Origin of the sequence: Luteitalea sp., from assembly GCA_009377605.1 — a bacterium.
Taxonomy (GTDB): Bacteria; Acidobacteriota; Vicinamibacteria; order Vicinamibacterales; family Vicinamibacteraceae; genus WHTT01.
Map to the genome: position 1 here is coordinate 22,642 of WHTT01000008.1, position 25,411 is coordinate 48,052.

Sequence of the window (25,411 nt, forward strand, 5' to 3'; positions counted from 1 at the left end):
TAACAGGCGTATGAGGGTGTTATTCCTCGTTCAGCATACCGGGTCCTCTCCCGGGACGCGCTATCGGGTTCTGCAGTACCTGCCGGCCTTGGAGTCGGCCGGCTTTCTCTGCACCGTCCGCGTGGCGCAGAGTCAAGTGTCGACCGCTGCAGCGCTCGGCAGCCTCGGGCGCGCACGCCACGTGCGGACGCTGCAGCTGGCTCGAAGTTGGAGCGAGACACACGCCAGCCTGGCGCGTCTCATCTCGCTGCTGCCGCGGTTCGATCGATGCGTGTTCTATCGGATTCCGCTGCCGGCCTGGACGACCACGTGGCTCGGCCCGTATCGCGATCGGCTCGTGTACGATTTCGACGATGCGTTGGACGTGCAGGAAGCAGGAGAAACGCATCTCATGGCCAAGCTGCGCGGCCGCTTGTGGCGCGACAGCCTGGCACGGGCCATCGCCTGCTGCCGGGTGATCGTCACCTCGAACCACCGTAACGCCGCGGTCGTCCAAGCGGCCGGCGGGGAAGCCGTGCTCATTCCGACGTCTGTCGACATCGATCGATACCCCTTTCCGGCACCGCCCCGTACCGCGGCGCGGCTGGTCCTTGGCTGGATTGGCACACCGTCCACGGCCGCTTACCTGACCCTCATCGAGGAGCCGTTGCGGCGGATCCTCTGCCGTTACGATGTCGAGCTTCGACTGGTGGGCGCCGGGCGGAGCCCGTTGCGCGGCGTTCCGGTCACGATCCATCCGTGGTGTCTCGAGACGGAGGTCAACGACGTCTCCGCGTTCGATATCGGATTGATGCCGATGCCGGACACCGCGTGGACACGGGGCAAAGCCGCCCTCAAGGCGCTTCAGTACGGTGCATCCGGCGCGCCAACGATCGCCTCGTGGACGGAGACCAACGAGCAGATCCTCGGGAGTGACACCGGCACGCTCTTTTGCCGGTCAGACGCCGAGTGGGAACGGGCCCTTGCGCAGCTCATCGAAGACCGGACGCTGCGCGAACAGCTTGGGAGGCGTGCCCGCGATCGCGTCGCATCGCTCTATTCCGTGCAAGCGAATGCGCCAAAATGGATTGCCTTGCTACGGAAGGCAGAGAAAGTCGGTTCGTAGCGCGCGAACCCTCTGTCACCCTATCACCCGCCAGCCGTGCCACCTGCCCACCCTGTCACCCCCTCACCATCTCCCCCTTCTTCCCTGTGGATCAACGTCGGCGTGTTGGGCGTCGTCACGCTCGCCTCCGCGCTATTCGTCACGCGGTTCTGGGTGGACGTGCCTCTGGGCGACGAATGGGACATCGTTCCCCCCACGTGGACCTGGCTGAGGAGCGGCTCGGTTGAGTTGGGCGAGTTGTTCTCTCAACACAACGAGCACCGACCCGCCGTTGCCCGCCTGCTCTACACGGCCCTCGCTGTCCTCACACACTGGGATACACGGGCCGGCATGGCTGCAACGCAGTTGCTGCTGCTGGTGTCCGGCTTGGCTTGCCTGGCGTTCGCCCGTGAATCGATACGACGCAGTGGCCTCCGCTCGGTCGTCCCCATGACGCTCGTGTTTCTCGCGCTGTTCACGCCTGCGCAGCGGGAGAACACCCTGTGGGGGCTCCAGTTCATGATGTACCTCCCTGGCTTCTGCCTGCTGCTCGTGTTGTGGCTGGCTCAGGCGCTTCCGAAGCGGCCGTGGATCGTCATCGTCTCGCTCCTGCTCGTCATGCTTGCCAGCTTCACGGTGGCGACCGGACTGCTTTGTTGGTTTCTCGCCCCCTGGGTGTGGGCTCGATCGAGGCACGATCGCGTCCTGTGGCTGACCGCCGGAGGCGCCACCTTCTGGTTGTATTTTGCCGACTACGTGAAGCCTGGCTACCATCCGAGCGCCTTTACCGCGCTTCAGACGCCGCACGCTACTCTGGACGGTCTCCTGCTCTTTCTCGGTAGCTCGTTTGCGATCGGTGAGGAGGCACGCGTCGCCACGGCTTGGTGGAGCGGGCTCGTGCTGTGCGTGCTCCTGTTCGCCCTCACCGTGTGGCTGCTGAGGAGCCGCCGCGAGCGCGAGCTCACGGACCGTGCGAAGCCATGGGTGATTCTCGGCTTGTACGGTCTTGGGGCGGGGCTGGTGACCCTGATTGGACGGATTGGCTTCGGCGCGCCCTGGATGCTGGCATCCCGATACATCGCATTCTCATCCTGGGTCGTGATTGCCTGCGTCATGCTCGCGTGGCTTTGGATGGAGCAGCGGCGTGCAGCCCTTCCTCGCGGGGCTGCGCCGCGCTTCTGGTGGCAAGCCTGCGTATTGGTACCCGTCGCAGCCTTCATCGTGATGTACGGTTTGGCGCTGCCAGACACATGGCGCGCGGCAAGTGCGTATCGGATTCGGTTGCTCCAAGCGAAAGCTGCTCTCGTGTTCGCTGACGTCTCGCCCGAAGGTGATTCAGGAAACGGGCTGCTGTATCCGATCTGGGAGCGTGTTCGCGGCAACCTCCCTCGGTGGCGTCAGGCAGGCATCGTTCGCGAATCGCTGTCGCGAGTGGTGTGGCTCGTGCCCGAGCGATGCGAGATGGGGCAGGTGACAGGTGTGGAAGCACGCGGCAGCGATGTCTTGATGAAGGGCTGGGCGTATCTTCCCGGTCCCCAGCGCGTGGCGGACGCCGTGGTTGTGACAGCCTCCGGTCATCCCCCGCGCCCCATCCTTTCGGTCGCTCCGCGACCCGAGAATCCGAGCTCAGGTCGCCGTAGTTTGTGGCAGGGAAGCGTGCCAGGAAACCCCGATCATGTTGCGGTTTGGGCGTACGACGCGGAACGAGAGCGCGCCTATCGGCTCTGTGCTGGTGCCTCCATCCGCGGGTCGTCTTCAGACGGTGGTGGCTTCCGAGCCAGCAGCACGAGCTCTTCGCCGGAATCAGTTGTGCCAATGCGCTTGGCGAGCACGGACAGATATCCTTCCATCCGCTCCCGGTTGGAGGGTGGCCGATACAGATCGGCGACGCCTTCCCGTTGAATGCGACGGCTCAGTATCCAATTGAGCCAGGCGCTGCGAAGGCTCGTGGTGAGCCGTTCGATGGTCAACCCTGCCGCCTCTACGACCTGGCGAAGGGGAGGCGCGTGAAACAGCATGATGTGTCGGGGCGGGTCCAGATGAAACCAGCTCGCGCCGAATCGTGCATGAAAGAGGCTCGCCGTGTTCGGCGTGACCACGACCAGCCGTCCGCCTGGCTTGAGAATGCGCGCGCACTCCCGGAGGAGCTGCAAGGGATCGAACAGGTGCTCGATGACGTGGCTCAAGACAATGGCATCGAATGACGCCGCGGCGTAGCGTTGTGCCTCCACCGTACCACACCGCACTTCCAGTCCGCGCGTCCGCGCCGCGTCAACCGCGGAGGGATCGAAGTCCACACCTTCGGCGCTCCAGCCAAGTCGCCGCAGCAAGAGGAGACCGTCCCCTCTACCGCACCCGACGTCGAGGAGCCGCCCGCCAGAGAGGGCGCTCAGATGCGCCACTTGGAAGTCGCACGCGGCGCGCCTGAGCGGAAGCCCTCCCAAGGCATGCCCAGCCAGGCGTTGCCACGACCTGACCTCTGGACCGTCGTAGCCGAACGCGTCGGCGAAGTAACCTCTCTCGACCCTGGAGTAGAAGCGACGGACAAGGCTTGGTGGTGGGGTCAGCACCACGTGCGATGGATACGAGTCCCCATAGGCGAGCGTGATGTCCTCAGACAGGGGCTGGGGGTCGAGCCACAGCAGCCCGCATGCCGTGTGTTCGCAGCGCACGAGCGACCACGCCTCGGGACGGTCCAACAGCCGGTCCCGAAGGCCGCTGTGGAGCGGGGCGCCGAGCTCTCCGCAGAGGGGACAGCTCGGCTGCCGGCGAGACCGTAGGAGCGTTGTCGCGGCTTCAGCGGCGCGGAGGGGCGCCATGAGTGGTCACGTTCTTCAGCGCTATAGGCTGCCGCTCCTGCCCGTCGAAGCGCCGCAGTCGTTCGGGATATTGGTCGAGCAACGTGCGGTAGAGCGCCGCGATCTCTTGCACCATGGTCTCGGCCCGGAAGGCAGGATCGACACGACGCCGGCCCGCCTCGCCCATCCGCCTGCGCAAGTCCGGGTCCGCCAGCAACCGCGTGACCGCATGCGCCAACCCATCGGCGTCGCCCGGGCGGACAAGGTAGCCAGTCTGGCCCGGGATAACGACCTCCGGAGCACCGTCGAGGTCGAACGAGACGCACGGCTTGCCCATGGCCAGTGCTTGCGGCAGCACGCGCGCTAGACCTTCCCGCAGCGACGTGTGCACGAGGACGTCCATCGCGGAGAGCATCTCCGGAATACGCTCGCGGTCGACGAGCCCGGCGAAGACGAAATGTCGAAGGATGCCTTGCTCCTGCGCGCGTTGTCGCAGGTGATCGAGGAGGATGCCGTCGCCGACCAGAAAGAAGCGCACGTCTGGATTTCGTCGGACGATGGCCGGCGCGGCATCGAAGAGCTGATCATGTCCCTTCAAATGGAACAACCGCGCGATCTTGCCGACGACACGGGCACCTTCGGGAATACCGAACTCACGACGCACCGCGGCTGGATCGACGCTGGGGTTGAGATACCAATCCAGCTCCATGCCGCTGTAGACGGTGGTAAACAGTTCCGGACGCCCCATGCCGGCAACGATGGCCCTCTGAGCCATCAGGCTCGAGACGCTGATGAAATGGTCGGTGAGCGGTACGCACATCCTCTCCGTGAGCCACCACAGACGGTTCACCAACCACGATTGATAGTCGTGAAACGCCAGGCCGTGCACGGTGTGGACGATGAGCGGTGCTCCTGCGGCCTTCGCCGCGATGCGACCGAGCACGCCTGCCTTCGAGGAATGTGTGTGAACGATGTGGTAACGCCCAGCGCGAATCAACCGGTACAGCTTCCACAGGGCCACGAGATCCGCCAGGGGACTGACCGCGCGGCCCAGCTCCGGCACGATGGCCAGCTTCGTGCTGTTTCGTGCTCGTACCAGCAGATCTCCTTCCGGACCGCGGTCGACGCCGCTGACGAGCGTGACGTCGTATTCCGGCAGACGGTCCAGGCCTTCGACGGAGAGCAGCGTGTTTTCTTGGGCCCCGCCGACAATCATCCGCGTGATGATGTGCAGGACCCTGACGGGTGTGTCGACGCTCATGGGCGACGTGATTCTAGCACCTCGTTCATGCGTGTCGCGGTGCAGTCACGAGCTGCCCGTCGCATACAGTCTCACGTTGTCGGTTGGCAGTGTCGTTCGGCTGACCATCTCGCGATGCCACAACTCGAGCATGAGCAGGTTCCACAGACGGAAGCCATGATCGGCGCGGCCCTCCAGGTGGGCGGTGACGAGCTGCTGGACCGCCGCGGTGTTGAAGCAGTCCCGAAGGAGCGTGGGCTCCGCGATCAGCGTGTCCGCGAGCAGGCCCTGCAACGGTCCCCGCAACCACTGACCGACCGGTACGCCAAAGCCCATCTTCCCCCGCGCCATGTTCTCTGGAGGCAACACATCCGCGAACGCGCGCCGGAGGAGGTACTTGGACACGCGGCCTCGCAGCTTGAAGGCGACCGGCAGGCGGGCCGCCAACTCCATGACCTCGTGATCGAGCAGCGGGGATCGCGCTTCGAGGCTGTTGGCCATGGAGGTGATGTCGACCTTGACCAACAGATCGAAAGGGAGATACGCCGCGACATCCACGGCCATGGCGGCATCCACAGGATCGAGATCGGCGGCGGTGGCAAACAGCGACGCCATCCAGTCGACAGGACGCCGGCCATCGAGCGCCGCCCACATGCGGTTGCGGTACAGCTGCACCTTGTCTGCTTCGGTGAAATGTCCCGTGGAGCCACCGACCCAGCGGCCATATCGCTCAGCGGGCGACTCGGTCAAGGCGGTCAGGAATCGACTCGCGCGCTGCCAGCGATTCTTGAAGTCCCTTGATGAGGGCAGGAGGCCGCCAGCGGCCCGCGCTGTCATCGCCAGGCCGGGGACGCGCTGGATGCGTGCAGCGAGGCGGCTGGCGAGGTAGCGCTGATAGCCGGCAAAGCTCTCGTCGCCGCCGTCGCCCGTGAGCGCGACGGTGACGTGCCGGCGCGTCATCTCCGACACGTAATACGTGGGGATCGCCGAGGCATCCGCAAACGGCTCGCCGAAATGGCGCACGAGCTTTGGCAATATCGCCAGCGCGTCGGGCTTCACGATGAACTCGTGATGGTCGGTGCCGAAGCGCGTGGCGACGCGGCGGGCGTGCACGAGCTCGTTGTAATCGGCTTCTTCGAAGCCGATCGAGAAGGTCTTGACGGGACCACTGGACAGGCCCGCCATCAAGCCGACGATGAGGCTCGAGTCGATGCCGCCTGAAAGGAAAGCCCCCAGCGGGACGTCGCTGATCATTCGCAAGCGCACCGCCTCGGTCAGCGTGTCGCGAAGTGCCTCGGCCGCCTCCGCTTCGCTCAGCCGCAACTTCGCCTGATAGCCAAGCGACCAGTATCGCTCGAGACGAGTGACCGGCCCTGCCGGCGTCAGTGTCAGCGTTAGATAATGCGCTGGCGGCAGCTTGAAGACGTTCTCGAAGGCGGTTTGTGGGGCTGGCACGTAGCCCCACGACAGATAGGTGTCTATGGCCGGCAGATCGACCGTTCGTGGCACGGCGGGGTCGGCGAGCAGGCTCTGCAGCTCCGAGGCGAAGAGCAGGCGCCCGCCGGCGGTCGTGTAGAAGAGCGGCTTCTTGCCAACACGATCGCGCGCCAGCAGCAGTCGCCGGCGAGGAGCGTCCCACAGAGCAAAGGCGAACATGCCGCGGAGACGCGTGAGACAGTCGAGTCCCCACTTCTCGTACGCGGAGAGGATCACTTCCGTATCGGTGCGGGTGCGGAAGACGTAGCCGTCCTGCTCGAGCTCGCGGCGCAGCGTCTGAAAGTTGTAGATCTCGCCGTTGAAGGTGATCCACACGCTGCCCTGGCGATTGGAAAGCGGTTGACGTCCGGCAGGCGACAGGTCGATGATTGCGAGCCTCTTGTGACCGAGCCGACACCAGGCGTCGGCCCAGACCCCCTCGTCATCGGGCCCGCGGTGACGCTCTCGTTCGAGCATCGGCTCGAGGGGCTCACCTGGCGGCTTTCCGGTCAGCGTCACGGCTCCGGCGATGCCACACATAGACGTCGGTATTGTCGCCCGCTCGGCCGTCCCGTTCAACTGCGAGGGTCCATGGTGCCACGAGCTTCGAGTCTCACTCACGAACACCTGGCGACGGTCGTTGCTACGGAAGCGGCCATGCGCGGGCTGGGCCCAACGGTCCGCGTGCTCGACGCGGGATGCGGTAGCGGCGCTATGCTGGCGTACTTCGCTCGCGCTCTCGAGCAGATCGATACCGATCGTGAGTACGAGCTGTACGGGTTCGACGTTGCCGACCGCGGTCCAGAAGGGCACGGCTTCCACGATGGGCTGGTCGCACGACTAGCGGTCGCCGATCCACGTACGGACTGGGCCCGTCGAGTCTCGGCGATCCGCCAGGCCGATCCTTGGCCCTATACCGATCAGAGTTTCGACGTTGTCGTGTCGAACCAGGTGCTCGAACATGTCTTCGATCACCATCATTTTTTTGGCCAGCTTTCGCGGGTGCTGCGCCGAGGGGGGTTCTCCGCGCATCTCTTCCCGCTAAGGAACTACGTCTACGAAGGTCATCTCTTGATCCCTTACGTCCACCGCGTGAAGGAGCACGACCTGCTGTGCTGGTATATCAAGTGGTTGAGCCGGCTCGGCTTTGGTCGGTATCGGCAGCACCGCCGTGATTCGGGCACCAGCCTCGAGATCTTTTCAGAGCGGCACGCTGACTACATGCACTATTTCACGAATTACCTCAGTTACCATGACGTGATCCAACTGGCGAAGACGCATCGCCTTCGTGCGTCTTTCCGCTATACCGGGGACTTCTACGCGCGTAAGGTACGTGACGTGCTCGGGCGGTCTCCGCGGTGGCGGTATCATCGAACCGTGGCTCCCCGGCAGTGGATTAGCACTGCGGTGCTCAAGTACGCCAACTGCATCAGCCTGTTCCTGGAACGGCAGGAGCGTTACAGTGGCGGCTAGCACCCGCGCCAGCATGGGCTACAATACCTACCGGCGCTGGCGATGATTCGAGCGAGATGCTGACACCACCATCGGGATCGAATCCTGGACCCGACCCAACCTCACTAGCCGGCCACGACACCCACCGGCCTCCGGTTCAGCGGTGGACTCCTGAGGATGATGAGCATCAGATCCTCGACCACGTACGGCTGCTTTGGGGCCGCCGTCGCCTGGTCATCGTTCTCACGCTCGTCGGTGGACTCGGAGGGCTTGCCGCTGGGCTGCTGGCGACTCGAGCCTACGAAGCGCAGACCATCCTCGGTGTGAGCCAAACGCAGCTGGACGCAAGTCAACGGGAGCAACCGGCAGACGCCTTGCTCGGGACGTTCAGGTCGATTCTCACTAGCCAGGCAATCGCCCGAGGGATCGTCAGGGATTTCCGGCTCAACCAGCCGCCGCACGAGATGACAGCGGCGCAGTTTCTGATCCGGGCGGTCACCGTGGAAGCCATCCCCTCGACAACGCTGCTCAACCTGCGTGTCACGCTTGCCGACGCGGCGCTCGCGGCGAACGTGGCAAACGCGATGGCGAACCGCTCGGCCGATATCGGGAAGGCGCTCACGCTCGAGGAAGCGGTTCAGGCCCGTGACGGCATTGCGGCGCAGGTGAAAGAGTCGCGCGAAAACCTCGACAAGATTGCGCAGCAGCTGGAGGAGACCAAGAAGGAGGCGCAAGTCGAGCTCCAAGAGAAGGACATCGACGCCATTCTCGAGCAGCGTGGCGAGCTGCGCGAGCTCATCGTCGAGGCCGCCGGGGAGCGCGCTGCCCTGGAGCGGGCGGAAGAAGAGTTGGCGAAACGCGAGCGGATCCAGACGCTCAGCCGGTCGATTGATGCCGATCCAGCGCTGGCGGAGGCCGCGAGAAGTAGCGGCACCCAGAGCATCCTCGGATTGACGCTGAAGGATGAAGCAGTGAACCCGACCTACGACAAGTTGGACGAGGAGGTGGCGCTCGCGCGCGCGCGGGTGACGGATCTCGAACGTCGACGGACACAGTTGACCACGCAGCACAACCTCAAAGGTGTGAGTATTCCTCTCTTGAACAGACTGTACGAATCGCAACGGCGGATATCGCGACTCGAGACCGACCTCGAGATTGCGCGCGTGGTCTACGTCGACGTTGCGACTCGCTATGAGCAAGCCCGGGTCCAGGTGGCCAGCCGGAGTGCTCGGCTGCTGGTGATCGATCCAGCCGTGCCGCCGACGGTGCCGGTCTCGCGTCATCTGCTGCGCAATCTCGTGCTCGGCGCCGTTGCGGGTCTGCTGTTGGCCATCGTCTACGTCTTGTCGTCGCGAACCATCGCAGCGTTGCGCCAAGCACCATCGGCATAGCGCCCTGCCGAGCCGACTGGAATCGACGTGGCAATGTTCGATTCGCTCTACGCCAAGCGTCCGTTGTCAGCAGGCTGTCCCGACCTCGAGCGGCTCGGAGCCGAGTACCACGCCACGCATGCCGACACCAGCCACCAGTTCAGCCGGGCGGCGCTCGACTGCCTTGAGCGCCTGATAGATCTCGCCACGGGCTCCCGGGCGGCGCTCGTGGTCGGCTGCGGTCCGAAACCGGGCGCAGTCCGCGACCTCTTGGACCGGGGCCTCGATGCCAGAGCCGTCGAGCCAGTGGCGCAGAACGTGGCGTCCGCAAGACAGTTTCTGCAGGATGACAGTCTGGTCCAGCAGGGATCCGCTGAATCGCTGGCCTTTCCAGACGAGTCGTTCCGCATCATCCTCATGGAAAGCGTGCTCGAGCACGTCGACTCGCCAATCAAGGCCCTGAACGAGATGTACCGCGTCTTGGTCCCGGGTGGCGTTCTCTATGTTTACACGACGAATCGCTGGAAGTTCTCTCCACGGGGCGTCAACGGCGAGTACCGCGTCCCCTTCTTCAACTGGTTTCCGGCAATTGTGAAGGAGTCGTACGTCTTCCAGCAGCTCCACTACGATCCGAGCTTGGCAAACTTCAATGCACGGCCGGCCTTTCACTGGTTCACGTACAGCGAGCTGTGCCAGCTCGGGCGGATGGCGGGCTTCGCGCACTTCTATTCGTGGATTGATCTTGCCGGGCGACAGAACGCTTTTGTGAGGGCGAGCAGGCTGCGACGGTTGATGGTCGAGCGCATCCGATACCGGCCCTGGCTCCGTGCCCTGGCCCTCACGCAGAGCGGTGGCTCGATCTTCATGTACAAGCGGCCGAGCGCTGGGGAGCCATGACATCGGGGCAGCAGGCGAAGAGCTCGCGCGCCGCCCGCGGAATCGTGATCGTGGGCGTCGTCTTCGCGTTGCTCTTCCCGACCTCCGTTGGCGGCGTCATCTCACCGACACTCGATCGCGTCGCGATCCTGCTCAACGTCGCCGTCTTTGGAGCACTCCTCCTTCTCGGAAAATGTCACGGTAGTCGTCTGCTGGCGATCGTGAACCTCGCGATGATCGCCTGGCTCTCGGCGATGACGCTGTTGTTTCCACATGCGCGATTGGCTCCCGGTCTCGTCGCGATCTTCGTTGGTCTCGCGCTCATGTTGTCGACGAGCGTCAGGCGTGTCAGCGCTCCCCAGGCGACCGCCCTGACACTAGCGTTCATCAACCTGTTCGCGTTCACGCTGGGAACGGCTCTTGCCTTCGATGTGCAGTGGGCTGACCGCTTCGTGAAGGCGTACTACACGGCGTTCTGGCAGGACATCCTCGTGTCCATGCTCGACTGGTACGATAAGCCCGTGCTGACCTTCGCCACGCACTCCCTGGCGGGCTTCTTCTACTACTTGTTCTTTTACCTGAACTTCAGGAACTACGTCGTGACCGGCAGCCGCTGGGGTCTTGCTGCGGCCATCGGTCACATGACGCTTGGCATGGCCCTTCGATCCACAACCGGTTGGATCTTGATGACGATTGCGGGCGGGCAACTTCTCCTTGCGGTCTGGCGGCGTCATGGTCGGCAGCTGGCGTGGGTGCCGGTGTTGGCCCCGCTGCTGATCGTGGGTGCGGTCGTGCTCGAGATGGAGCGGCTTACCGCGGCCGTCGAGCCGGTGCGCGAGATGCTGGTGGGCACCGAGGTGAGTGGCCTCATGGCCCGCTATTCGGAGAGCGGGCTCCTGGCTGGCAATCTGAGGTACCTGCGTGATTCGACATTCTCTCCCCTCGGCTTCAACTATGGCCTCGATCAGGACCTGTACTACAGCGACTCGGGATGGATTCAATACATGCTCAGGGGTTCCCTGCCCCTCGTCCTGCTCATCTACGGTGGTCTCTACGCGTTTCTGAGAGCGAACCTCAAGAGCCGGAGCGATATCCGGTGGCTCTATTTCGTGATTCTCCTGTTCGAGGTTGGATACACGCCGTTTTTCCGGTTCCGGTTCACATCCTTTCTGCCCTTCATGGTGGTGTACCTCAACGATCTCGTGACAAGTCGATCGCCTGAGGAGCGGGTCGAGGGTGATGCTTAAGGTCTCGGCATTCACGGGCGGACCCGACGTGCCTTCGGCGCGGTTTCGGGTGCGTCAATATGTTGCCGCCTTGCGGCGACACGACATCCATGTCACCGAGCGATTCACGCGGCTCGGTCGATATCCTCCCGCTCGCCGCTGGCCACGGCCGTTCTGGGCGATTGGATCGATGGCCAGCCGTATTCCGGCAGTCCTCGCGTCTCACGGAAGTGACGTCACGCTGCTTCAGCGGGAGCTGCTGTCGACGTTCGTCACGTTGGAGCCGTTCACGAAGTCGCCGCGTCTCCTCGATGTCGACGATGCCATTTGGCTCAATCGCCGCGGCCGCTACGTTCGTCGGCTGGCCGCCATGTGTGATGGAGTGGTCTGCGGGAACGACTATCTGGCGGAGCACTTCAGGCAATGGAATTCTCACATCGACATTCTTCCAACCGCCGTAGATACCGATGTGTTCGCGCCAGCAGGGGCACCTGCAAAGCACCCAGGGCGGATTGGCTGGGTGGGCGTGAGCGCCAATCTCCCGAACCTCGATCTGTGCGCCCCCGCCCTGGAATCGGTGCTGAAGCGTCATGCTGGCGCCGAGCTCTGGATCGTGTGCGATCGGCCGCCGACGTCAACCTCTCTCCGGCACGTGCCTCTGCGGTTCGTGCCGTGGTCGCCGCAGACGGAGCTCGAGGTCGTGCAATCGTTGACGGCCGGGATCATGCCCTTGCACGATTCGCAGTGGGCGCGGGGGAAATGCAGCTTCAAGATGCTCCTGTACATGGCCTGTAGCGTGCCGGTCGTCGTGTCGCCCGTCGGCATGAACGCGCAGGTGCTCAACCGCGGCTCCGTAGGTTTCGGTGCGCAGTCGGTTCGCGACTGGGAAGCGGCGCTCGACTTGCTCGTGACCGACCACACGGCCGCGACCGAGATGGGTGAAGAGGGTCGGCGCGTGGTGGACCGAGAGTTCAGCGTGCGCGCGTTGACGCCACGCCTGGCCGGAATCTTGAAGCGCGCGGGAGGGATGCCGTCAGAGCCATGAGGGTGGTTCACCTCATCACCGGGCTCCAGATCGGCGGCGCCGAGCGAGCGCTCTGCCGGATCGTCCCACGACTGGCCCCGCGGGTCGATTCCCACGTGATCTCGATGCTCGGTCATGGTCCGCTCGCCGACGAACTGACGCGCGCCGGCGTCCCAGTCGTGTGTCTCGACATGCGGCCCGGACGCCCCACCGCCTCGGCCCTGTGGAGGTGCACTCGCGAGCTTCGACGGTTGAGACCAGACCTATTGCAGACGTGGATGTATCACGCCGACTTGCTCGGCCTCGTGTCTGGAATCGCTGCCCGCGTACCCCGGATCGTGTGGAACATTCGTGCGTCGGACATGGACTTGACACCTTACGGGCACGTTTCGTCGCTCACGCGCCGGCTCTGCACCTGGACGTCCGCCATCCCGGCTGCCGTCGTCGTGAACTCGCGCGCTGGTCGTCAGGCCCACCGCAAACTGGGTTATCGGGCCCGCGAATGGGTCTTGATTCCCAACGGCGTCGATCCCGAGGAGTTCCGACCACGAGCCACCGATCGCGCCGCGATCCGGAAGGAACTGGGGTGCGCTGAGACGACCGTTGTCATCGGCCTTGTCGCGCGCTTCGATCCGGTAAAGGGCCACGATACGTTTCTCCGCGCGGCGGCGCAGCTGACCGAGACAGGTGACGATGTGCACTTCGTGCTGATTGGCGAGGGCGCGACACGAGACAATCCGTCATTTGCCGCGCTGCTGGCCCGGGAAGCGCCAGGGGTGCGTCTGACATGCTTTGGTTCGCGAAACGACGTGAGCCGCCTCTTGACGGGTGTGGACATCGCCACCTGTTCGTCCGTTAGCGAAGGCTTCCCCAATGTCGTGGTCGAGAACATGGCGAGTGGCGTGCCTTGTGTCGTGGCAGACGTGGGTGATGCAGCGGCGATCGTGGGCTCGACTGGGCTGGTGGTGCCCGCTGCCGCGCCGGACCGGCTCGCCGACGCCTGGCGCCGGTTGATCGCGCTCGGCCCGGCCGACCGGCAAGCGTTGGGTCAGGCGGCGAGAGCCCGCGTGCTTGAGCAGTTCACCCTAGAGAAAATCGTCGGCCAGTATGAGATGCTATACACACGCTTAGTAGGGGAGGCCCGCAAGAAGGACGATGGGTAACGACGTGACTCGACTCCGGTCGTGGGAGGTCCTGGCGAGGGTTGGCTCCGGCGCTCGGATCGCCTGCCAGCTCACGGTCGCGCTGCTCGCGGCGGGCGTCACGCCTCTCTTCGCGCAGGAGCACACGCAGTCCATTTCGACCAGCGCCGAAACCTATACGGTGAGTCCTGGAGGAACCGGAGAGCCGGTCGAGACCTCCGTCAGCATCCGAAATACCGGCACGACCGCGGTCGTCAATCCAAAGGTCGTGATTGGCGGCAAGGATTGGTCGAGCGTCGACAGCATCCTGGCGAGCATTCTCACGCCAGACATGTTGGACGAGCAGAAGGCGCGCGCCATTTGGAGCTTCGCTCGCACCAACGGATACCACTACGCACCTCCAACGCTGGGCTACGACGGCGACGATCCGGTCAAGCTGTTCAACGCGTACGGATATGGGCTTTGCAACAATGTCATGGGCGCTCAAGCCGTACTGTACGAGCGCGTTGGCCTCCCGTTCAGACAACGCCACCTTGGTGCCGGTCAGCACAGCGTCGTCGAGGTCTATTACGACAATGCGTGGCACGTGTTGGATGCTGACCGCGACGGGCTGTACCTGAAGGGGGACAACCGAACGATCGCCGGCGTCGACGACCTCATCGCGGACCCTGACCTGGTTGCCCGTGCAGGTCCCGCCCACGCCGATCTCGTCGACATTTACCGGCGTACGCGGCCCGGCGGCTGGTCCACTTATGGCGCAGCAGGCCATACGATGGATCTGACGCTTCGGCCAGGCGAGGAGCTGACGCTCAATTGGCAATCCTCCTCCGCTCGCTATCACGACGACACGAGCTTCAACAGGCCGCCTCCGCCGGTACTAGCCGACGGCCTTTTGACCAGCCCCTTCACGCCGTCGGAGCCGGGCGCGCGCCAATGGCTGGTCCGCGACTCGTGGATTCGGATGAGTGGTGAGGATGACCGCGACTTGGCGTTGAGCCCATCGCTCATCGGTGTCACCGGAGAGCTGGTCTATGAGGTGTCATCCCCGTACCCAATGATTGGCGCCAGCTTCGAGGGCGATCTCTACCGGGCTGGCGAGAACGACCGCATCGAGATTGCGGCCATCCCGGATGTGCAATCGGTTCGTTTGAACTGGCTCGATCTCGCCTCCGGCTGGTACGACATCGCCGGGCTGAACGCCGAAGCCGACGGGCTCGTCACGATGTGGGACGATGGCAATTGGCCCGCCCTGCATCCGGCGGCCGTGGGCACGACCGCGACGCTGACATACAGGATGCGGCGCAGTGGGCGAGACGAGCCCACACGCATCGGTGGGGAGTTCTTTCGTCGAGGCGTCGAGGATGGCCTCGAGGTTGCCATCTCGGCGGACGGCAGGCTGTGGACAGTCGTCTGGCGGGCGGCGAGCGACCAGGTTGGATACTTCACGCACCAGGCCGACATCACCAACTGGATTCGGCTGTACGACAATTTCTTCGTGCAGTTTCGGTTTCAATCCAGCACCGAGGGTTGGAATACGGGGCTGCAGGAGCTGATGCTGGATGGCATCGAGCCCTACGAGTTCCGCGTGGTGTGGTCGACAGAGAGCGCGGACGCTGCCGGCACGACTGGGCACTTCTCGATATCGGAGGACTTCACCGACGCGATCGTGCCACGCGGGCATCCGCCCGTCTATCGGTACCTCATTCGAATTCGGCTCTACTCGCTGACTGGCTCCCTGAACGCCGGCCTGGATCAGTTCGCGGCGAGAACGACCATTCAAGTGAACCCGAAATCGCTCCCCGACCTCGTCGCGGGCCCCAATGAGGTCAAATACTCTGACGAGACCACCGAAACCCATCAGGTCGAAGTGACACACCGCTGGGAGGAACGGCACGGACCAGCGCCGCCGTCCGCGCCCGCTGCGCCGGTGTCCCCGGCGCGCGACGGATCGGTGACATGGGACGACGCGATAACGTTTCGCTGGGAGCGTTCCGTGGATCCAAACGAGCCCATCTTCCTCTACGATGTGCAGCTGTGCGATAGCGCAAGCTGCGTTTCACCACTGAGTAGCATCTTCGACCTCTACGTGCACAACACCGATGTCGGACCCGACGGCAGGCTCGGCACGGCCGACGACGGTCCCGTTGTCGAAGCCGAGCCGACGTGGACGACCCCGTTCGGCGAATGGCTCATTCCAGGTGAGACGTACTACTGGCGTGTGCGCGCCAGGGATCGGATGCTTCAGGCGAGTCCATGGAGCGAGCCTTGGCCATTCGAGGTTGCGCCGGTTCCGCCCGGGACGCCCGCGCCGACGATCACGCTCTCCGATCCCCTGGGGAACGACCCGATAGAGGTGACAGCGCCATTTGTGAGCCTCTCCGGACAGGCACGCGACGGAGCCGCCAGGGTCGCATCCGTGACATGGCGTACAAATACTGGCGCGAGCGGCGTGGCGGACGGGACATCGACCTGGTCCGTCGCTAACGTGCCGCTTCATGCGGGACAGAACACGATCACGATCACCGCCACGGACGTGGCAGGGCAGAGCGCGCGTGAAGAGATCGTCTTCACGCTGCCCCGCATCGAATACCTCCTGGCGGAGGGCTCGACCGGCAGCTTCTTCGACCTAGACGTCGCCGTCGCCAATCCAAACGACCAGCCGGCGCCGGTCACACTCGAGTTCCTGAGAGAGGATGGCGAACGCGTTGTTCAAACTGACGTCCTGGCGCCCATGTCGCAGCGCACGATACGCGTTGACGACATCCCTGGCCTCGAATCGACGGCCGTCTCCACTATTGTGACGTCCACCGACGCGGTGCCACTCATCGTCGAGCGGACGATGTTTTGGGACGCGGCGCGCTATGGTGGACACAGTACGGGTGCGGTCAACAGCGCCAGCACGCGATGGTGGTTTGCTGAAGGGTTTCAGGGAGCGTTCGAGACGTTTCTCCTGCTGGCCAACGGCAACGACAATCCAGCGTCCGTGACGCTGTCCTTCCTCCTCGACGGCGGGGAGGTCGTCACGCGAGATGTGGCACTGCCGCCTCTGGCGCGGCGGACCATTTACGCCGGCGACATCCCGGAGCTCGTCGGCCGCGCGTTCTCGATCGAGGTCGCATCGGACGCACCGATAGCGGCGGAGCGCGCCATGTACTTCGGCGTGAACCGGTTCTGGGACGGCGGTCATGCGAGCCCGGGTACCACCGCTCCGGCTCGTCGCTGGTTCTTCGCGGAAGGTGCGACCGGCGCATTCTTCAACACGTTCTTACTCGTGGGCAATCCGGACAGCAACGCGGCCAACATTCACGTCACGTATCTTCTGCCCAACGGCGAGCAGCTTGGCAAGGACCATCAGATTGCCGGCCGCAGCCGCTTGACGCTGAACATCGCGCTCGAGGATCCCGCGTTGGTGGATACCGCGGTCTCCGCAATCGTCGAGTCGGATCGTCCCGTCATTGCTGAGCGTGCGATGTACTGGGGCGGCGATTGGCGAGAGGGCCACGATGCGCTTGGTGTATCGGAGCCGGGTCTCCGGTGGGGCGTGGCCGATGGACGTGTCGGGGGCGACATGGCGTACGAGACCTTCATACTGGTTGCCAATCCTGACGAGCAGCGAGCCTCCCAACTGTCGGTGTCGTTCCTCACGCGCGATGGTCGGACGATTCGGCGCACCTACGAGGTCGGACCGAAGACCCGCTTCACCATTCCCGTGAGCACGTTCGTCACGGAGCTCGCCGGGCAGGAGTTCGGCGCAACGATCGAGAGCGTGAACGGCGTGCCCATCTTCGTCGAACGCGCGACGTACTGGTCGACGTCGGCCCCGTGGGACGGCGGTAGCGCGGTTCCAGCGACGCGGCTGCCGGATTGAGAGCGACACCGCACTAGGTCCGGTGAAGTCCGATGGAGCGCACGAGGAACGTGTAGAGGAGTCGCAGGTCGCCCGGCGAGAGGAACAGGAATCGCGTCGTTGGAATGCGCGTCGTTCTGAAGTGGACGATCATCATCACCACGGTTGACAGCGTGTAGGCAACCGTCCCCGCGAGCGCTGCACCCAGCAGTCCCCACCTCGGTACCAGCACGATGTAGAGGGTTGTCGAGAGCACGAGGGTTACCAGTGCGACCGCGCTGCTCAGACGTGGGTACCCACGCGCGACGAGGTCGCTGGACAGGAGCAAGGTGATCGAGAACATCGCCGTGCCCGGCAAGAGCAGGCGGAGCGGCGACACGACTTCCAGATACTCGGATCCGAAGCACCAGCGGACCAGCCATGGCGCGCACAACGCGACGCCGACGGCGACGAGAAAGATTGTCGTCACCGCCAGCCGGTACGAAATACCGACGCCGCGAGTCAGCAGGCTGGAATCCAGGGTGGCTGAGACCTTGGGAAGATTCACGTTCGCCACGCTCGCCGCAACCTGCCAGAGCGCTTCTGCCACAACCGTGGCAATCGAGTAGATTCCCACGGCATGCGCATCGAGGTGTAGGCTGATCACGAACAAACTAATACGATACGTGAGAAGCTGCACCACCTGGCCGACTGCGCTCTGGAGCCCGAACGAGAGCACTCGCTTGAACGCTTGCGCCTCGGGCATGTGTGCAAAAGTGGGTACCAGCGGCAAGCCAAGGCCGCGCCGGATCAGCGCGACCCAGAGGGTGTGGGAGATCATCCAGGCGAACAACGCTGGAGCTGGCGACGGCCAGAACGAGAGCACGACGACGAGGCCGGTGAGCCACACGATCTGCTGCACGATTAACGTGACGTTGAACCTGACGAGACGCTGCTGCGACAGCAGCACAGCGCCGAGCGCATGGGCGGCAAGCAATTGGGGGATGGTGAGGAAGGCGGCGAGACACGCTGGCCAGGAGGCACCGCCCACGAGTCGCGGAAACACAGCCGCGGCGACCACGGCGGCGGCCATCACGAAGGCGCCGCTCAGCAGTGAGATCCACTCGGCGGCCCGGCACAGGGTCTGAAACCCGACGAGGCCCCGGCTGCCCATGTAGATGGCGCCCGTCCGAAAGCCCGCCAGTCCGAGCAACGCCAGAACCTGAGCTCCACCAGTCAGCAACGCGTACTGTCCGCGTCCCTCGGGGCCGAGCCAACGTGCCACGAGCACGAGCGAGAGCGCCGCGGTGGTGAGGCCGACGGCTTGGGATATTGCCGAAGCGATGTAGTCTCGAGCCATGCGTGCGACCGGGCAGCGCTCGAAACCGTACCACACTCGCGATGTCGAGAGGTTGTTGACGCCGACGGAGAGGGATGGCAAGTTAAGGCCGCGTGCGCTGAACCGATGACAACTGCTCGCCTGCCTTCGCCGCCACACACGAGCCACCGCGCGTCTCGCGGCCTCGACGCGTGCGGCAGCGGCTTGGAACAGGATGCGGACGGAGTCTGGACCATCGCTGGGGTCCCCACCGCAGGCGTGAGCTACCCGGAAGCCGCTGCCGATCGGTTGTACGAAATCGAGGACCGCTCCTTCTGGTTCCAGCATCGGAATGCGTGCATTCTCGCTGCTTTGGGTCGGTTTCCACCGGAGGGTCCCATCTTCGACATCGGCGGCGGAAATGGCGTTGTCGCGAAGGCCATGCAGGACCACGGGCTCGATGTGGTCCTGATCGAGCCGGGTGAGTCAGCACCCCGCAACGCCCGGCGACGCGGCGTACACGTGTGCGTGCGCGCGCGGCCCGAGCAACTACAGGTCGAGCCCGGCGTGGTTGGTGCGGTCACGCTCTGTGACGTCCTCGAGCATATCGACGAGCACGAGACGTTTCTCGACCAAATCCATCGTTACTTGTCGCCGGGCGGACGACTGCTGTTGACGGTGCCGGCATACGGGTTCCTGTGGTCCTCCGAAGACGTCGCGGCTGGGCACATCCGTCGATACACGCTCAGTGGCCTCTCAGCGCTGCTTGCACACCGGGGATACACAGTGGAATATGGCACCTATATGTTCCAGGCTCTGGTGATTCCGATAGCCATGCTGCGGACGCTCCCGAGTAGGCTCTTTGGCGCACCCAGCGAGCGGCATCGACCGACCGTGACCTCGAGCCACGTGCCACGCTCGCGCCACATGGGGCTGTTCGTACGCGCGATGCTGGCGCGCGAAGTGAGACGCATTGGGGCAGGTCGTCGCCTCTCGTGGGGAGCAAGCTGTCTTGTTGTGGCGCGCAAGGTTTAGCATGCAGGGAGACGTCGCGGTATCAGTCGTCGTTCCAGTGTTCGGGGATGGACGCGCGCTCCAAGAGCTCGTGAACCGGACCATGGCCACCCTGGAGCGCAGGGGCGAGCCGTGGGAGATCATCCTTGTCAACGATGGCAGCCCAGCGCCGACGTGGCACTGTGTCCGTGAGATCGGACGCCATGATCCTCGCATCGTCGGGATCAACCTCTCCAGGAACTTCGGACAGCACAACGCCCTCCTGGCGGGAATTCGGCTCGCGCGGGGTGAAGCTATCGTGACGCTCGATGATGACCTGCAGCAGCCGCCGGAGGAAATTCCGAGATTGTTGGAGGCGCTCGATTCGCACGATCTCGTGTACGGCCGGCCGCGCGAGGCAACGCACGGGATCTGGCGCGATTTGGCGACGCTGCTCGTCAAGCTGGCGTTGCGCGCTGCGCTCGGCGCCGCGGTATCCCGCGACGTCAGCGCGTTTCGCGCCTTTCGCGGGCGTATCGCCCGCGCGTTTGCCGATGTGCGCGGGCCGTACGTCAACGTGGACGTCTGGCTCAACTGGGTCACCGACAACGTGGCAGCGCGTGACGTCGTCTTCGAGCAGCGAAAGTACGGCAAGTCACAGTACAGCGTCGCCGGGCTGGCGCGGCACGCGGTGAACATGCTGACGGGATTCAGCGTGTGGCCGCTGCGGCTGGCCAGCCTCATCGGTTTCGCCTGCACGACCGTGGGGCTGGTGCTGCTGTGTTACGTGCTGGGGCGGTACGCATGGCAGGGGAGCTCGGTGCCAGGATTCCCCTTTCTCGCGTCGATGATTGCGATCTTCTCCGGCGCGCAACTCTTCGCGCTGGGAGTGATGGGCGAGTACCTGGCGCGCATGTATTTCCGCATCATGGAGCGACCGGCCTATGTAATCGACGCGGTGGCGGACCAGCGTCGCGACAGCGATTGACATGCCACCACCGCGCATTCCGTTCAACCGTGCATCGTTCGAGGAGTCGGAGTGGACGGCGATGCGGGAGGCCGTCGCCGGCGGGCACATTTCCGGGAACGGCACGTTCACGCGGCGCTGTGAAGCCCGGCTCGAGCAGCAGCTTGGTGCGGCCAGAGTCCTTCTGACGACCTCTGGCACTCACGCCCTGGAGATGGCTGCCTTTTTGCTCGATCTTGGTCCAGGTGACGAGGTGATCTTGCCTTCCTTTACCTTCGTCTCCACCGCAAACGCGTTCGTGCTTCGCGGCGCACGGCCGATCTTCGTCGACATCCGCGACGACACGCTGAACCTGGACGAGACGCAGTTGAACGAGGTGATCTCAGCAAGGACCCGCGCCATCGTCCCCGTGCACTATGGTGGTGTCGGTTGCGAGATGGATGCGATCCAGGCTCTTGCACGATTGCGAGGGCTGGCGATCGTCGAAGACAACGCGCACGGCCTCTTCGGCCGATACAAGGAGCGCGCCCTTGGGAGCTTCGGGCGGTTCGCCGCGTTGAGCTTCCACGAGACGAAAAACGTCACGTGCGGTGAGGGAGGGGCGCTCGTGGTCAACGACGAGAGTCAGGTCAATCGTGCCGAGATCATTCGTGAGAAAGGGACGAACCGCGCAGCCTTCTTTCGTGGCGACGTCGAGAAGTACACCTGGATCGACGTTGGATCCAGCTACGTCATGAGTGAGCTGCTGGCGGCCTGCCTACTGGCGCAGCTCGATCGACATGACGCGAGCCAGGCCCGAAGGCGTGCCGTGTGTGAGCGCTACGCCGCGGATCTCGCGGGCTGGGCGCGCAGCAACGGCATTCGACTCCCTTTCGTGCCGTCGACCTGCTCGCCTGCGTTTCATCTGTTCTATCTGCGCTTTCCGAACGGCGACAGCCGAGATCGATTCCTGGCGTTCATGTGGGATCGGGGAGTCTATTGTGCGTTTCATTATGTGCCGCTGCACACCGCTCCTATGGGCCAGCACTTCGGCGGTCGGCAGGGAGCGCTTCCGGTGACCGAGCGGGCCAGCCGTGAGCTAGTCCGCCTGCCGCTCTTTGCTTCTCTGACCGAGGACGAGCTCGAGCTCATCATCGAGGCGGTGTTGGCTTTTGACGAATTCTAGCGGCCGCCTCGGCGAGGCGGCCCTACCGTCGTCTGCGGTAGGGCGGGTTCGCCGAACGCGCCGTGCTCGCACGCCACAACTCTTGACATCACGCGTCACGTTTCGGGTTCGCAAGGGTTCCAATGAAGCGAGGGTGGCTGATCTGGTTATTGGCCGTCAGCCCGGCGGCGTTCACCGCCTATCTGGTCTGGCGCTACGGCGTCGACGTTCCCATTGGCGATCAATGGCGCTTCGTTGCACCGCTCCTGGAGCACGCGACGACCGGGCGGTTTTCCGTGGCCGAGCTGTTCGAGCAAGCCAACGAGAGTAGACCGGCCTTCCCGCGTCTTGTCTTCCTGCTCAGCGCGCTACTCACCGGGTGGAACACACGCGTCGAGATGGCCATATCCGTGGTGCTCCTCATTTCGATGAGCCTCGGCTGCTGGCTGCTCTTGCGTCGTTGGGCGCCCAGACGATCGTGGGCATTGCTCGGACCGCTGTTCGTGACGAACCTGGTCCTCTTCTCGCCCGCTCAATACGATGGGCTGCTCTGGGGTATTCCCCTGATAGGTTATGCGACCACTGCTTGCCTCCTCGCCGGCTTGGTCGTGGCGCTGGAGCCCTCGTTGTCTGACGCGATTGCATGGGCGCTGGTCATCCCCCTCTGCGTGATAGCCACGTTCTCGTATGCCAATGGCTTCCTCGTGTGGCTGCTACTGGCGCCGACCCTTTGGATCCGCCGCTGCCCCAAGGACCAGCCCCTGCTCCTCTGGTTCGTCTGGGCATGCGTGCTGGCAGCGTGTGTCAGCGTGTACTTCCTCGGATACGTCAAGCCAGCGCGGCACCCGTCTTGGTGGATCGCGCTGGAGCGTCCGCGAGAGGTGCTGCTGGCGTATTTGGCGTATCTGGGCGGGGCCTTTGGCTTTGGCGCCCGGCGCTTCGGAGTGGCTGGGGTCGTTGGCGCTGGAGTCTTGACACTGTTTGCCGTGACGTGCGTCTGGATAGCGACCGTCGGTCGACGCTACAGCGACCGTACGAGCTATCTGCCTTGGCTGCTCGTCGCCCTGTACGGATTCGGCTCCGGTGTGCCAATCGTGATTGGGCGTATTGGCCTCGGTAGCGAGTTGGTGCTGAGGTCGCACTACGTGATGTTCTCGGCGTGGGCGGTCGTCGGCACGCTGCTACTCGTATGCTCCTGTTGGTTGCATGTGTCCGACGACGACCGCGCCTCGCCTCGCCGGGGCCTTCGGCCGCGCGCCGTCTGGTTCGCCTCGGTCTCCGCGGCGATGTGGGTGAGCTTGGCGGTGCTCCACGCCCTTGCCCTGCCGGACATCATGGTCCGCGTCAAGAGTGCGCATCGTGACCGGCTCATCGCCAAGTCCTTGCTCCGGTTCATCGATCAGGCCCCGGATGACGAGGTGAACCCCTTCCTGGACTCGATTGCCACTGCGCCGTATGTGCGCGCGCGCGTTCACGGCCTGCGGCGCGCAGGCATGTTGCGCGAGGCAGACATCGATTGGGCGTCCAGCCCGAGTGACGATTGCCGAATGGGGTGGGTCGACACGCTGAGCGTCCAGCACACTCGTGCGCTCCGCGTGGCTGGATGGGCCTATCTTCCCGAAGCGGATCGTCCCGGGGACGCAGTAGTCCTAACCGCACAAAAGTCCGGAGCCCGCAACGCGGTGGCCTTCGTGCGCCCTCGCCAGCCGCGCGAGGACGTCGCCAAACGCCTCGGCAGGCCGCGCGCTGCGTCGGCTGGATGGACCTTGTCACTCGAGTGGCCTCAGCCCGGCCAGATCCAAGCGTGGGTGATCGATGCCGAGACCATGCAGGCGTACGCCTTGTGCGTGATCAATGACCGGTTCTTGCCCGATAGCCGTGCGCCCACCGCGGCAGACGCACGAGGCAGACCGCCAGCCACGCCAGCCACAGGCCTAGCACGCCGACCATGAGCGCGTTGCCGCTCAGCAGGGATGGACGAGCGAGATACGGCAGTACCCGTGCGGGATCCGCACCTTTACCCGCTGTGCCCTGGACGAAGATGCCCGCCAGGCGATAGGTCTCGGGGAAGTTCACGTAGTAATAGGGGATTACCACCACAACCATCGCCGTTACGGCGTAGGTCGCGAGCAGCCAGCCGATGAGCGGACTGAGGCGGTCCGGCTGCGGCCAGAGCGCCGACCATCCGGCGGTCAGCGCCACAGCGATCGCACCCATCATCGGGAAGAGCCACCGCCCCTGGAACAGATCATCTGCGTCGAGCAGGACTTGGCGCACCGCGGGCTGGAGGAGGAGGAGGAGCGCTCCACCGATCAGAAGCAGCGTCACGCCAGCGCGCGACTCGAGGGCTTCGTCGGTCGAGGAAGGACGCCGCCAGGCGGCCAGGAGAAGTCCGACTCCGGCGAGCAGTGTAGCCACCAGAATCACGCGCATGACGGCCGCCGGTATCGGAACAATCGTGGCGCCGAAGTTCCCGAGGTTGCCCCAGAAGGAATCAAAGAGGCTCGGGATCTGCTGCCACGTGGTTGCCACCATTTCGAGGCCGAGGGCAGGAATTCGGGAGAGGGACAGCGCTCCGTTCAGGTTCATCTCGTACGGCGAGGCAAGGACGGACGACACGGTGCTTGTGAGCAGGGACACGACGAGCACGACCGACACGGATACCGGAAGCGCCACGAGCCAGGGGTCGGACCGTATCCACGCGAGGAGATCACCATGCGTTGTCTGGACGCCGATTCGCAGGCGAAGCAGGAAGCTGCACGGCACCAGCGCCGCCAGGAAGAAGCTGGTATCTTTGAGCGCGATTGCGACGGCCGACACCAGGAGGGCAACCAGGGGCTCGATCCCGCGTGCGGTGCCATCGGCGATCCGCACCGCGAGCCACACGGCGAACATGGCTGCGGCGTTCGCCCAAGCGTCTGGTGTGACAGCGGCCGAGTATTTGACGAATACAGGATGGAGAGCCACGAAGAGTGGAGCGCACAACAAGACGGTCCGGTTGCCTGGTGCGAGACGACTGGCCAAGAGCCACGTGGCGAGCACCGCGACCGGCAGGGACAGCACGTAGAACAAGCGCAGCAGCAGTGCGCCGTCTGGTAGACGAACGATGTGACTGAGCGCGATGTACGCCGCTCCACCGGCGTATCGAAACAGGGGCTTGCCCGCTGGGGCGTCGTAGACGAAGAGATCGTGGTGCAGCAAGCGCGCCCGATCAGGATCTCCCGGTTGCCTCGCGACCAGCCTGACGGCCGCCTCCTGCGCGCCCGCGAAATAGGTCAGCTCATCCGAGACCTGGAACATGGGCCTGACCAACACCATCGTCACCCCGTGCAACAGGGCGAGAAGCATGAAGGCCGGGAGCGGATGACGAGCCATCGTGCGAATGAGTATAGGCGCTCGTCATGCTGCGCCATCTCGGCTAACATCACGACCCAGAGCGCGACGACGGGCTTGTCGTTCGACTCGCCGTTCACAC

The 25,411-nt window shown here is 64.3% G+C and carries 17 protein-coding genes; 12 read left to right on the plus strand and 5 right to left on the minus strand.

Annotation, left to right across the window (positions count from 1 at the left end):
- Nucleotides 1-10 precede the first annotated feature (10 nt).
- On the plus strand, nt 11-1,105 hold the full coding sequence (locus tag GEV06_04045; GenBank protein MPZ17075.1) for a glycosyltransferase: 1,095 nt from the start codon (nt 11-13) through the stop codon (nt 1,103-1,105).
- A gap of 1,694 nt (nt 1,106-2,799) precedes the next feature.
- Here the strand turns inward: GEV06_04045 and GEV06_04050 are convergent.
- The 3 genes from GEV06_04050 to asnB are packed head-to-tail and all read right to left on the minus strand — an operon-like array spanning nt 2,800 to nt 7,138.
- Nucleotides 2,800-3,903 carry a methyltransferase domain-containing protein gene (locus tag GEV06_04050; GenBank protein ID MPZ17076.1) on the minus strand — a complete coding sequence of 368 codons (1,104 nt, stop codon included), beginning with the start codon at nt 3,901-3,903 and terminating at the stop codon, nt 2,800-2,802.
- Nucleotides 3,881-5,143 carry a glycosyltransferase gene (locus GEV06_04055; GenBank protein MPZ17077.1) on the minus strand — a complete coding sequence of 421 codons (1,263 nt, stop codon included), beginning with the start codon at nt 5,141-5,143 and terminating at the stop codon, nt 3,881-3,883. Before GEV06_04055 ends, GEV06_04050 begins: the two co-directional genes overlap by 23 nt.
- A gap of 45 nt (nt 5,144-5,188) precedes the next feature.
- On the minus strand, nt 5,189-7,138 hold the full coding sequence (gene asnB, locus GEV06_04060; protein MPZ17078.1) for an asparagine synthase (glutamine-hydrolyzing): 1,950 nt from the start codon (nt 7,136-7,138) through the stop codon (nt 5,189-5,191).
- Between the two features lie 51 nt (nt 7,139-7,189).
- On the opposite strand from asnB, the gene GEV06_04065 reads away from it, so the two are divergent.
- The 7 genes from GEV06_04065 to GEV06_04095 are packed head-to-tail and all read left to right on the plus strand — an operon-like array spanning nt 7,190 to nt 17,556.
- The gene (locus GEV06_04065; protein ID MPZ17079.1) at nt 7,190-8,071 is read left to right on the plus strand and encodes a methyltransferase domain-containing protein; all 882 of its coding nucleotides are present in this window, start codon (nt 7,190-7,192) and stop codon (nt 8,069-8,071) included.
- Nucleotides 8,072-8,127: 56 nt separating this feature from the next.
- Nucleotides 8,128-9,441 carry a hypothetical protein gene (locus tag GEV06_04070; GenBank protein ID MPZ17080.1) on the plus strand — a complete coding sequence of 438 codons (1,314 nt, stop codon included), beginning with the start codon at nt 8,128-8,130 and terminating at the stop codon, nt 9,439-9,441.
- A gap of 33 nt (nt 9,442-9,474) precedes the next feature.
- The gene (locus GEV06_04075; GenBank protein MPZ17081.1) at nt 9,475-10,317 is read left to right on the plus strand and encodes a methyltransferase domain-containing protein; all 843 of its coding nucleotides are present in this window, start codon (nt 9,475-9,477) and stop codon (nt 10,315-10,317) included.
- Nucleotides 10,314-11,543: a hypothetical protein gene (locus tag GEV06_04080; GenBank protein ID MPZ17082.1), complete on the plus strand. Its 1,230-nt coding sequence runs from the start codon at nt 10,314-10,316 to the stop codon at nt 11,541-11,543. The genes GEV06_04075 and GEV06_04080 overlap by 4 nt, the downstream gene beginning before the upstream one ends.
- Nucleotides 11,536-12,567: a glycosyltransferase gene (locus tag GEV06_04085; protein MPZ17083.1), complete on the plus strand. Its 1,032-nt coding sequence runs from the start codon at nt 11,536-11,538 to the stop codon at nt 12,565-12,567. The genes GEV06_04080 and GEV06_04085 overlap by 8 nt, the downstream gene beginning before the upstream one ends.
- On the plus strand, nt 12,564-13,709 hold the full coding sequence (locus tag GEV06_04090) for a glycosyltransferase (protein MPZ17084.1): 1,146 nt from the start codon (nt 12,564-12,566) through the stop codon (nt 13,707-13,709). Before GEV06_04085 ends, GEV06_04090 begins: the two co-directional genes overlap by 4 nt.
- Before the next feature lie 4 nt (nt 13,710-13,713).
- Nucleotides 13,714-17,556, plus strand: a complete 3,843-nt coding sequence (locus GEV06_04095; GenBank protein MPZ17085.1) for a hypothetical protein — start codon at nt 13,714-13,716, stop codon at nt 17,554-17,556.
- A gap of 13 nt (nt 17,557-17,569) precedes the next feature.
- On the opposite strand, the gene GEV06_04100 is transcribed toward GEV06_04095, so the two are convergent.
- The gene (locus GEV06_04100; GenBank protein MPZ17086.1) at nt 17,570-19,180 is read right to left on the minus strand and encodes an oligosaccharide flippase family protein; all 1,611 of its coding nucleotides are present in this window, start codon (nt 19,178-19,180) and stop codon (nt 17,570-17,572) included.
- Here GEV06_04100 and GEV06_04105 point away from each other — a divergent pair.
- The 4 genes from GEV06_04105 (at nt 18,980) to GEV06_04120 (ending at nt 23,888) form a co-directional block, all read left to right on the plus strand.
- Entirely contained in the window at nt 18,980-19,867 is an 888-nt protein-coding gene (locus GEV06_04105) for a methyltransferase domain-containing protein (protein ID MPZ17087.1), read from the plus strand. The two genes, GEV06_04100 and GEV06_04105, sit on opposite strands and share 201 nt — an antisense overlap.
- Nucleotide 19,868: 1 nt before the next feature.
- Nucleotides 19,869-20,813: a glycosyltransferase gene (locus tag GEV06_04110; GenBank protein ID MPZ17088.1), complete on the plus strand. Its 945-nt coding sequence runs from the start codon at nt 19,869-19,871 to the stop codon at nt 20,811-20,813.
- Between the two features lies 1 nt (nt 20,814).
- Nucleotides 20,815-21,957, plus strand: coding sequence for a dTDP-4-amino-4,6-dideoxygalactose transaminase (gene rffA, locus GEV06_04115; GenBank protein ID MPZ17089.1), 1,143 nt, complete (start codon nt 20,815-20,817; stop codon nt 21,955-21,957).
- Nucleotides 21,958-22,079: 122 nt separating this feature from the next.
- The gene (locus GEV06_04120; GenBank protein ID MPZ17090.1) at nt 22,080-23,888 is read left to right on the plus strand and encodes a hypothetical protein; all 1,809 of its coding nucleotides are present in this window, start codon (nt 22,080-22,082) and stop codon (nt 23,886-23,888) included.
- Here the strand turns inward: GEV06_04120 and GEV06_04125 are convergent.
- Nucleotides 23,788-25,311 (minus strand): hypothetical protein, encoded by a 1,524-nt coding sequence (locus GEV06_04125; protein MPZ17091.1) that lies wholly within the window; start codon nt 25,309-25,311, stop codon nt 23,788-23,790. The two genes, GEV06_04120 and GEV06_04125, sit on opposite strands and share 101 nt — an antisense overlap.
- Nucleotides 25,312-25,411 lie beyond the last annotated feature (100 nt).

Coding starts and splice junctions, on each gene's coding strand:
- GEV06_04045 (MPZ17075.1), top strand. CDS start 11: ATGAGGGTGTTATTCCTCGTTCAGCATACCGGGTCCTCTCCCGGGACG.
- GEV06_04050 (MPZ17076.1), bottom strand. CDS start 3,903: ATGGCGCCCCTCCGCGCCGCTGAAGCCGCGACAACGCTCCTACGGTCT.
- GEV06_04055 (MPZ17077.1), bottom strand. CDS start 5,143: ATGAGCGTCGACACACCCGTCAGGGTCCTGCACATCATCACGCGGATG.
- asnB (MPZ17078.1), bottom strand. CDS start 7,138: ATGTGTGGCATCGCCGGAGCCGTGACGCTGACCGGAAAGCCGCCAGGT.
- GEV06_04065 (MPZ17079.1), top strand. CDS start 7,190: ATGGTGCCACGAGCTTCGAGTCTCACTCACGAACACCTGGCGACGGTC.
- GEV06_04070 (MPZ17080.1), top strand. CDS start 8,128: ATGCTGACACCACCATCGGGATCGAATCCTGGACCCGACCCAACCTCA.
- GEV06_04075 (MPZ17081.1), top strand. CDS start 9,475: ATGTTCGATTCGCTCTACGCCAAGCGTCCGTTGTCAGCAGGCTGTCCC.
- GEV06_04080 (MPZ17082.1), top strand. CDS start 10,314: ATGACATCGGGGCAGCAGGCGAAGAGCTCGCGCGCCGCCCGCGGAATC.
- GEV06_04085 (MPZ17083.1), top strand. CDS start 11,536: ATGCTTAAGGTCTCGGCATTCACGGGCGGACCCGACGTGCCTTCGGCG.
- GEV06_04090 (MPZ17084.1), top strand. CDS start 12,564: ATGAGGGTGGTTCACCTCATCACCGGGCTCCAGATCGGCGGCGCCGAG.
- GEV06_04105 (MPZ17087.1), top strand. CDS start 18,980: ATGACAACTGCTCGCCTGCCTTCGCCGCCACACACGAGCCACCGCGCG.
- GEV06_04100 (MPZ17086.1), bottom strand. CDS start 19,180: ATGCTGGAACCAGAAGGAGCGGTCCTCGATTTCGTACAACCGATCGGC.
- GEV06_04110 (MPZ17088.1), top strand. CDS start 19,869: ATGCAGGGAGACGTCGCGGTATCAGTCGTCGTTCCAGTGTTCGGGGAT.
- rffA (MPZ17089.1), top strand. CDS start 20,815: ATGCCACCACCGCGCATTCCGTTCAACCGTGCATCGTTCGAGGAGTCG.
- GEV06_04120 (MPZ17090.1), top strand. CDS start 22,080: ATGAAGCGAGGGTGGCTGATCTGGTTATTGGCCGTCAGCCCGGCGGCG.
- GEV06_04125 (MPZ17091.1), bottom strand. CDS start 25,311: ATGGCTCGTCATCCGCTCCCGGCCTTCATGCTTCTCGCCCTGTTGCAC.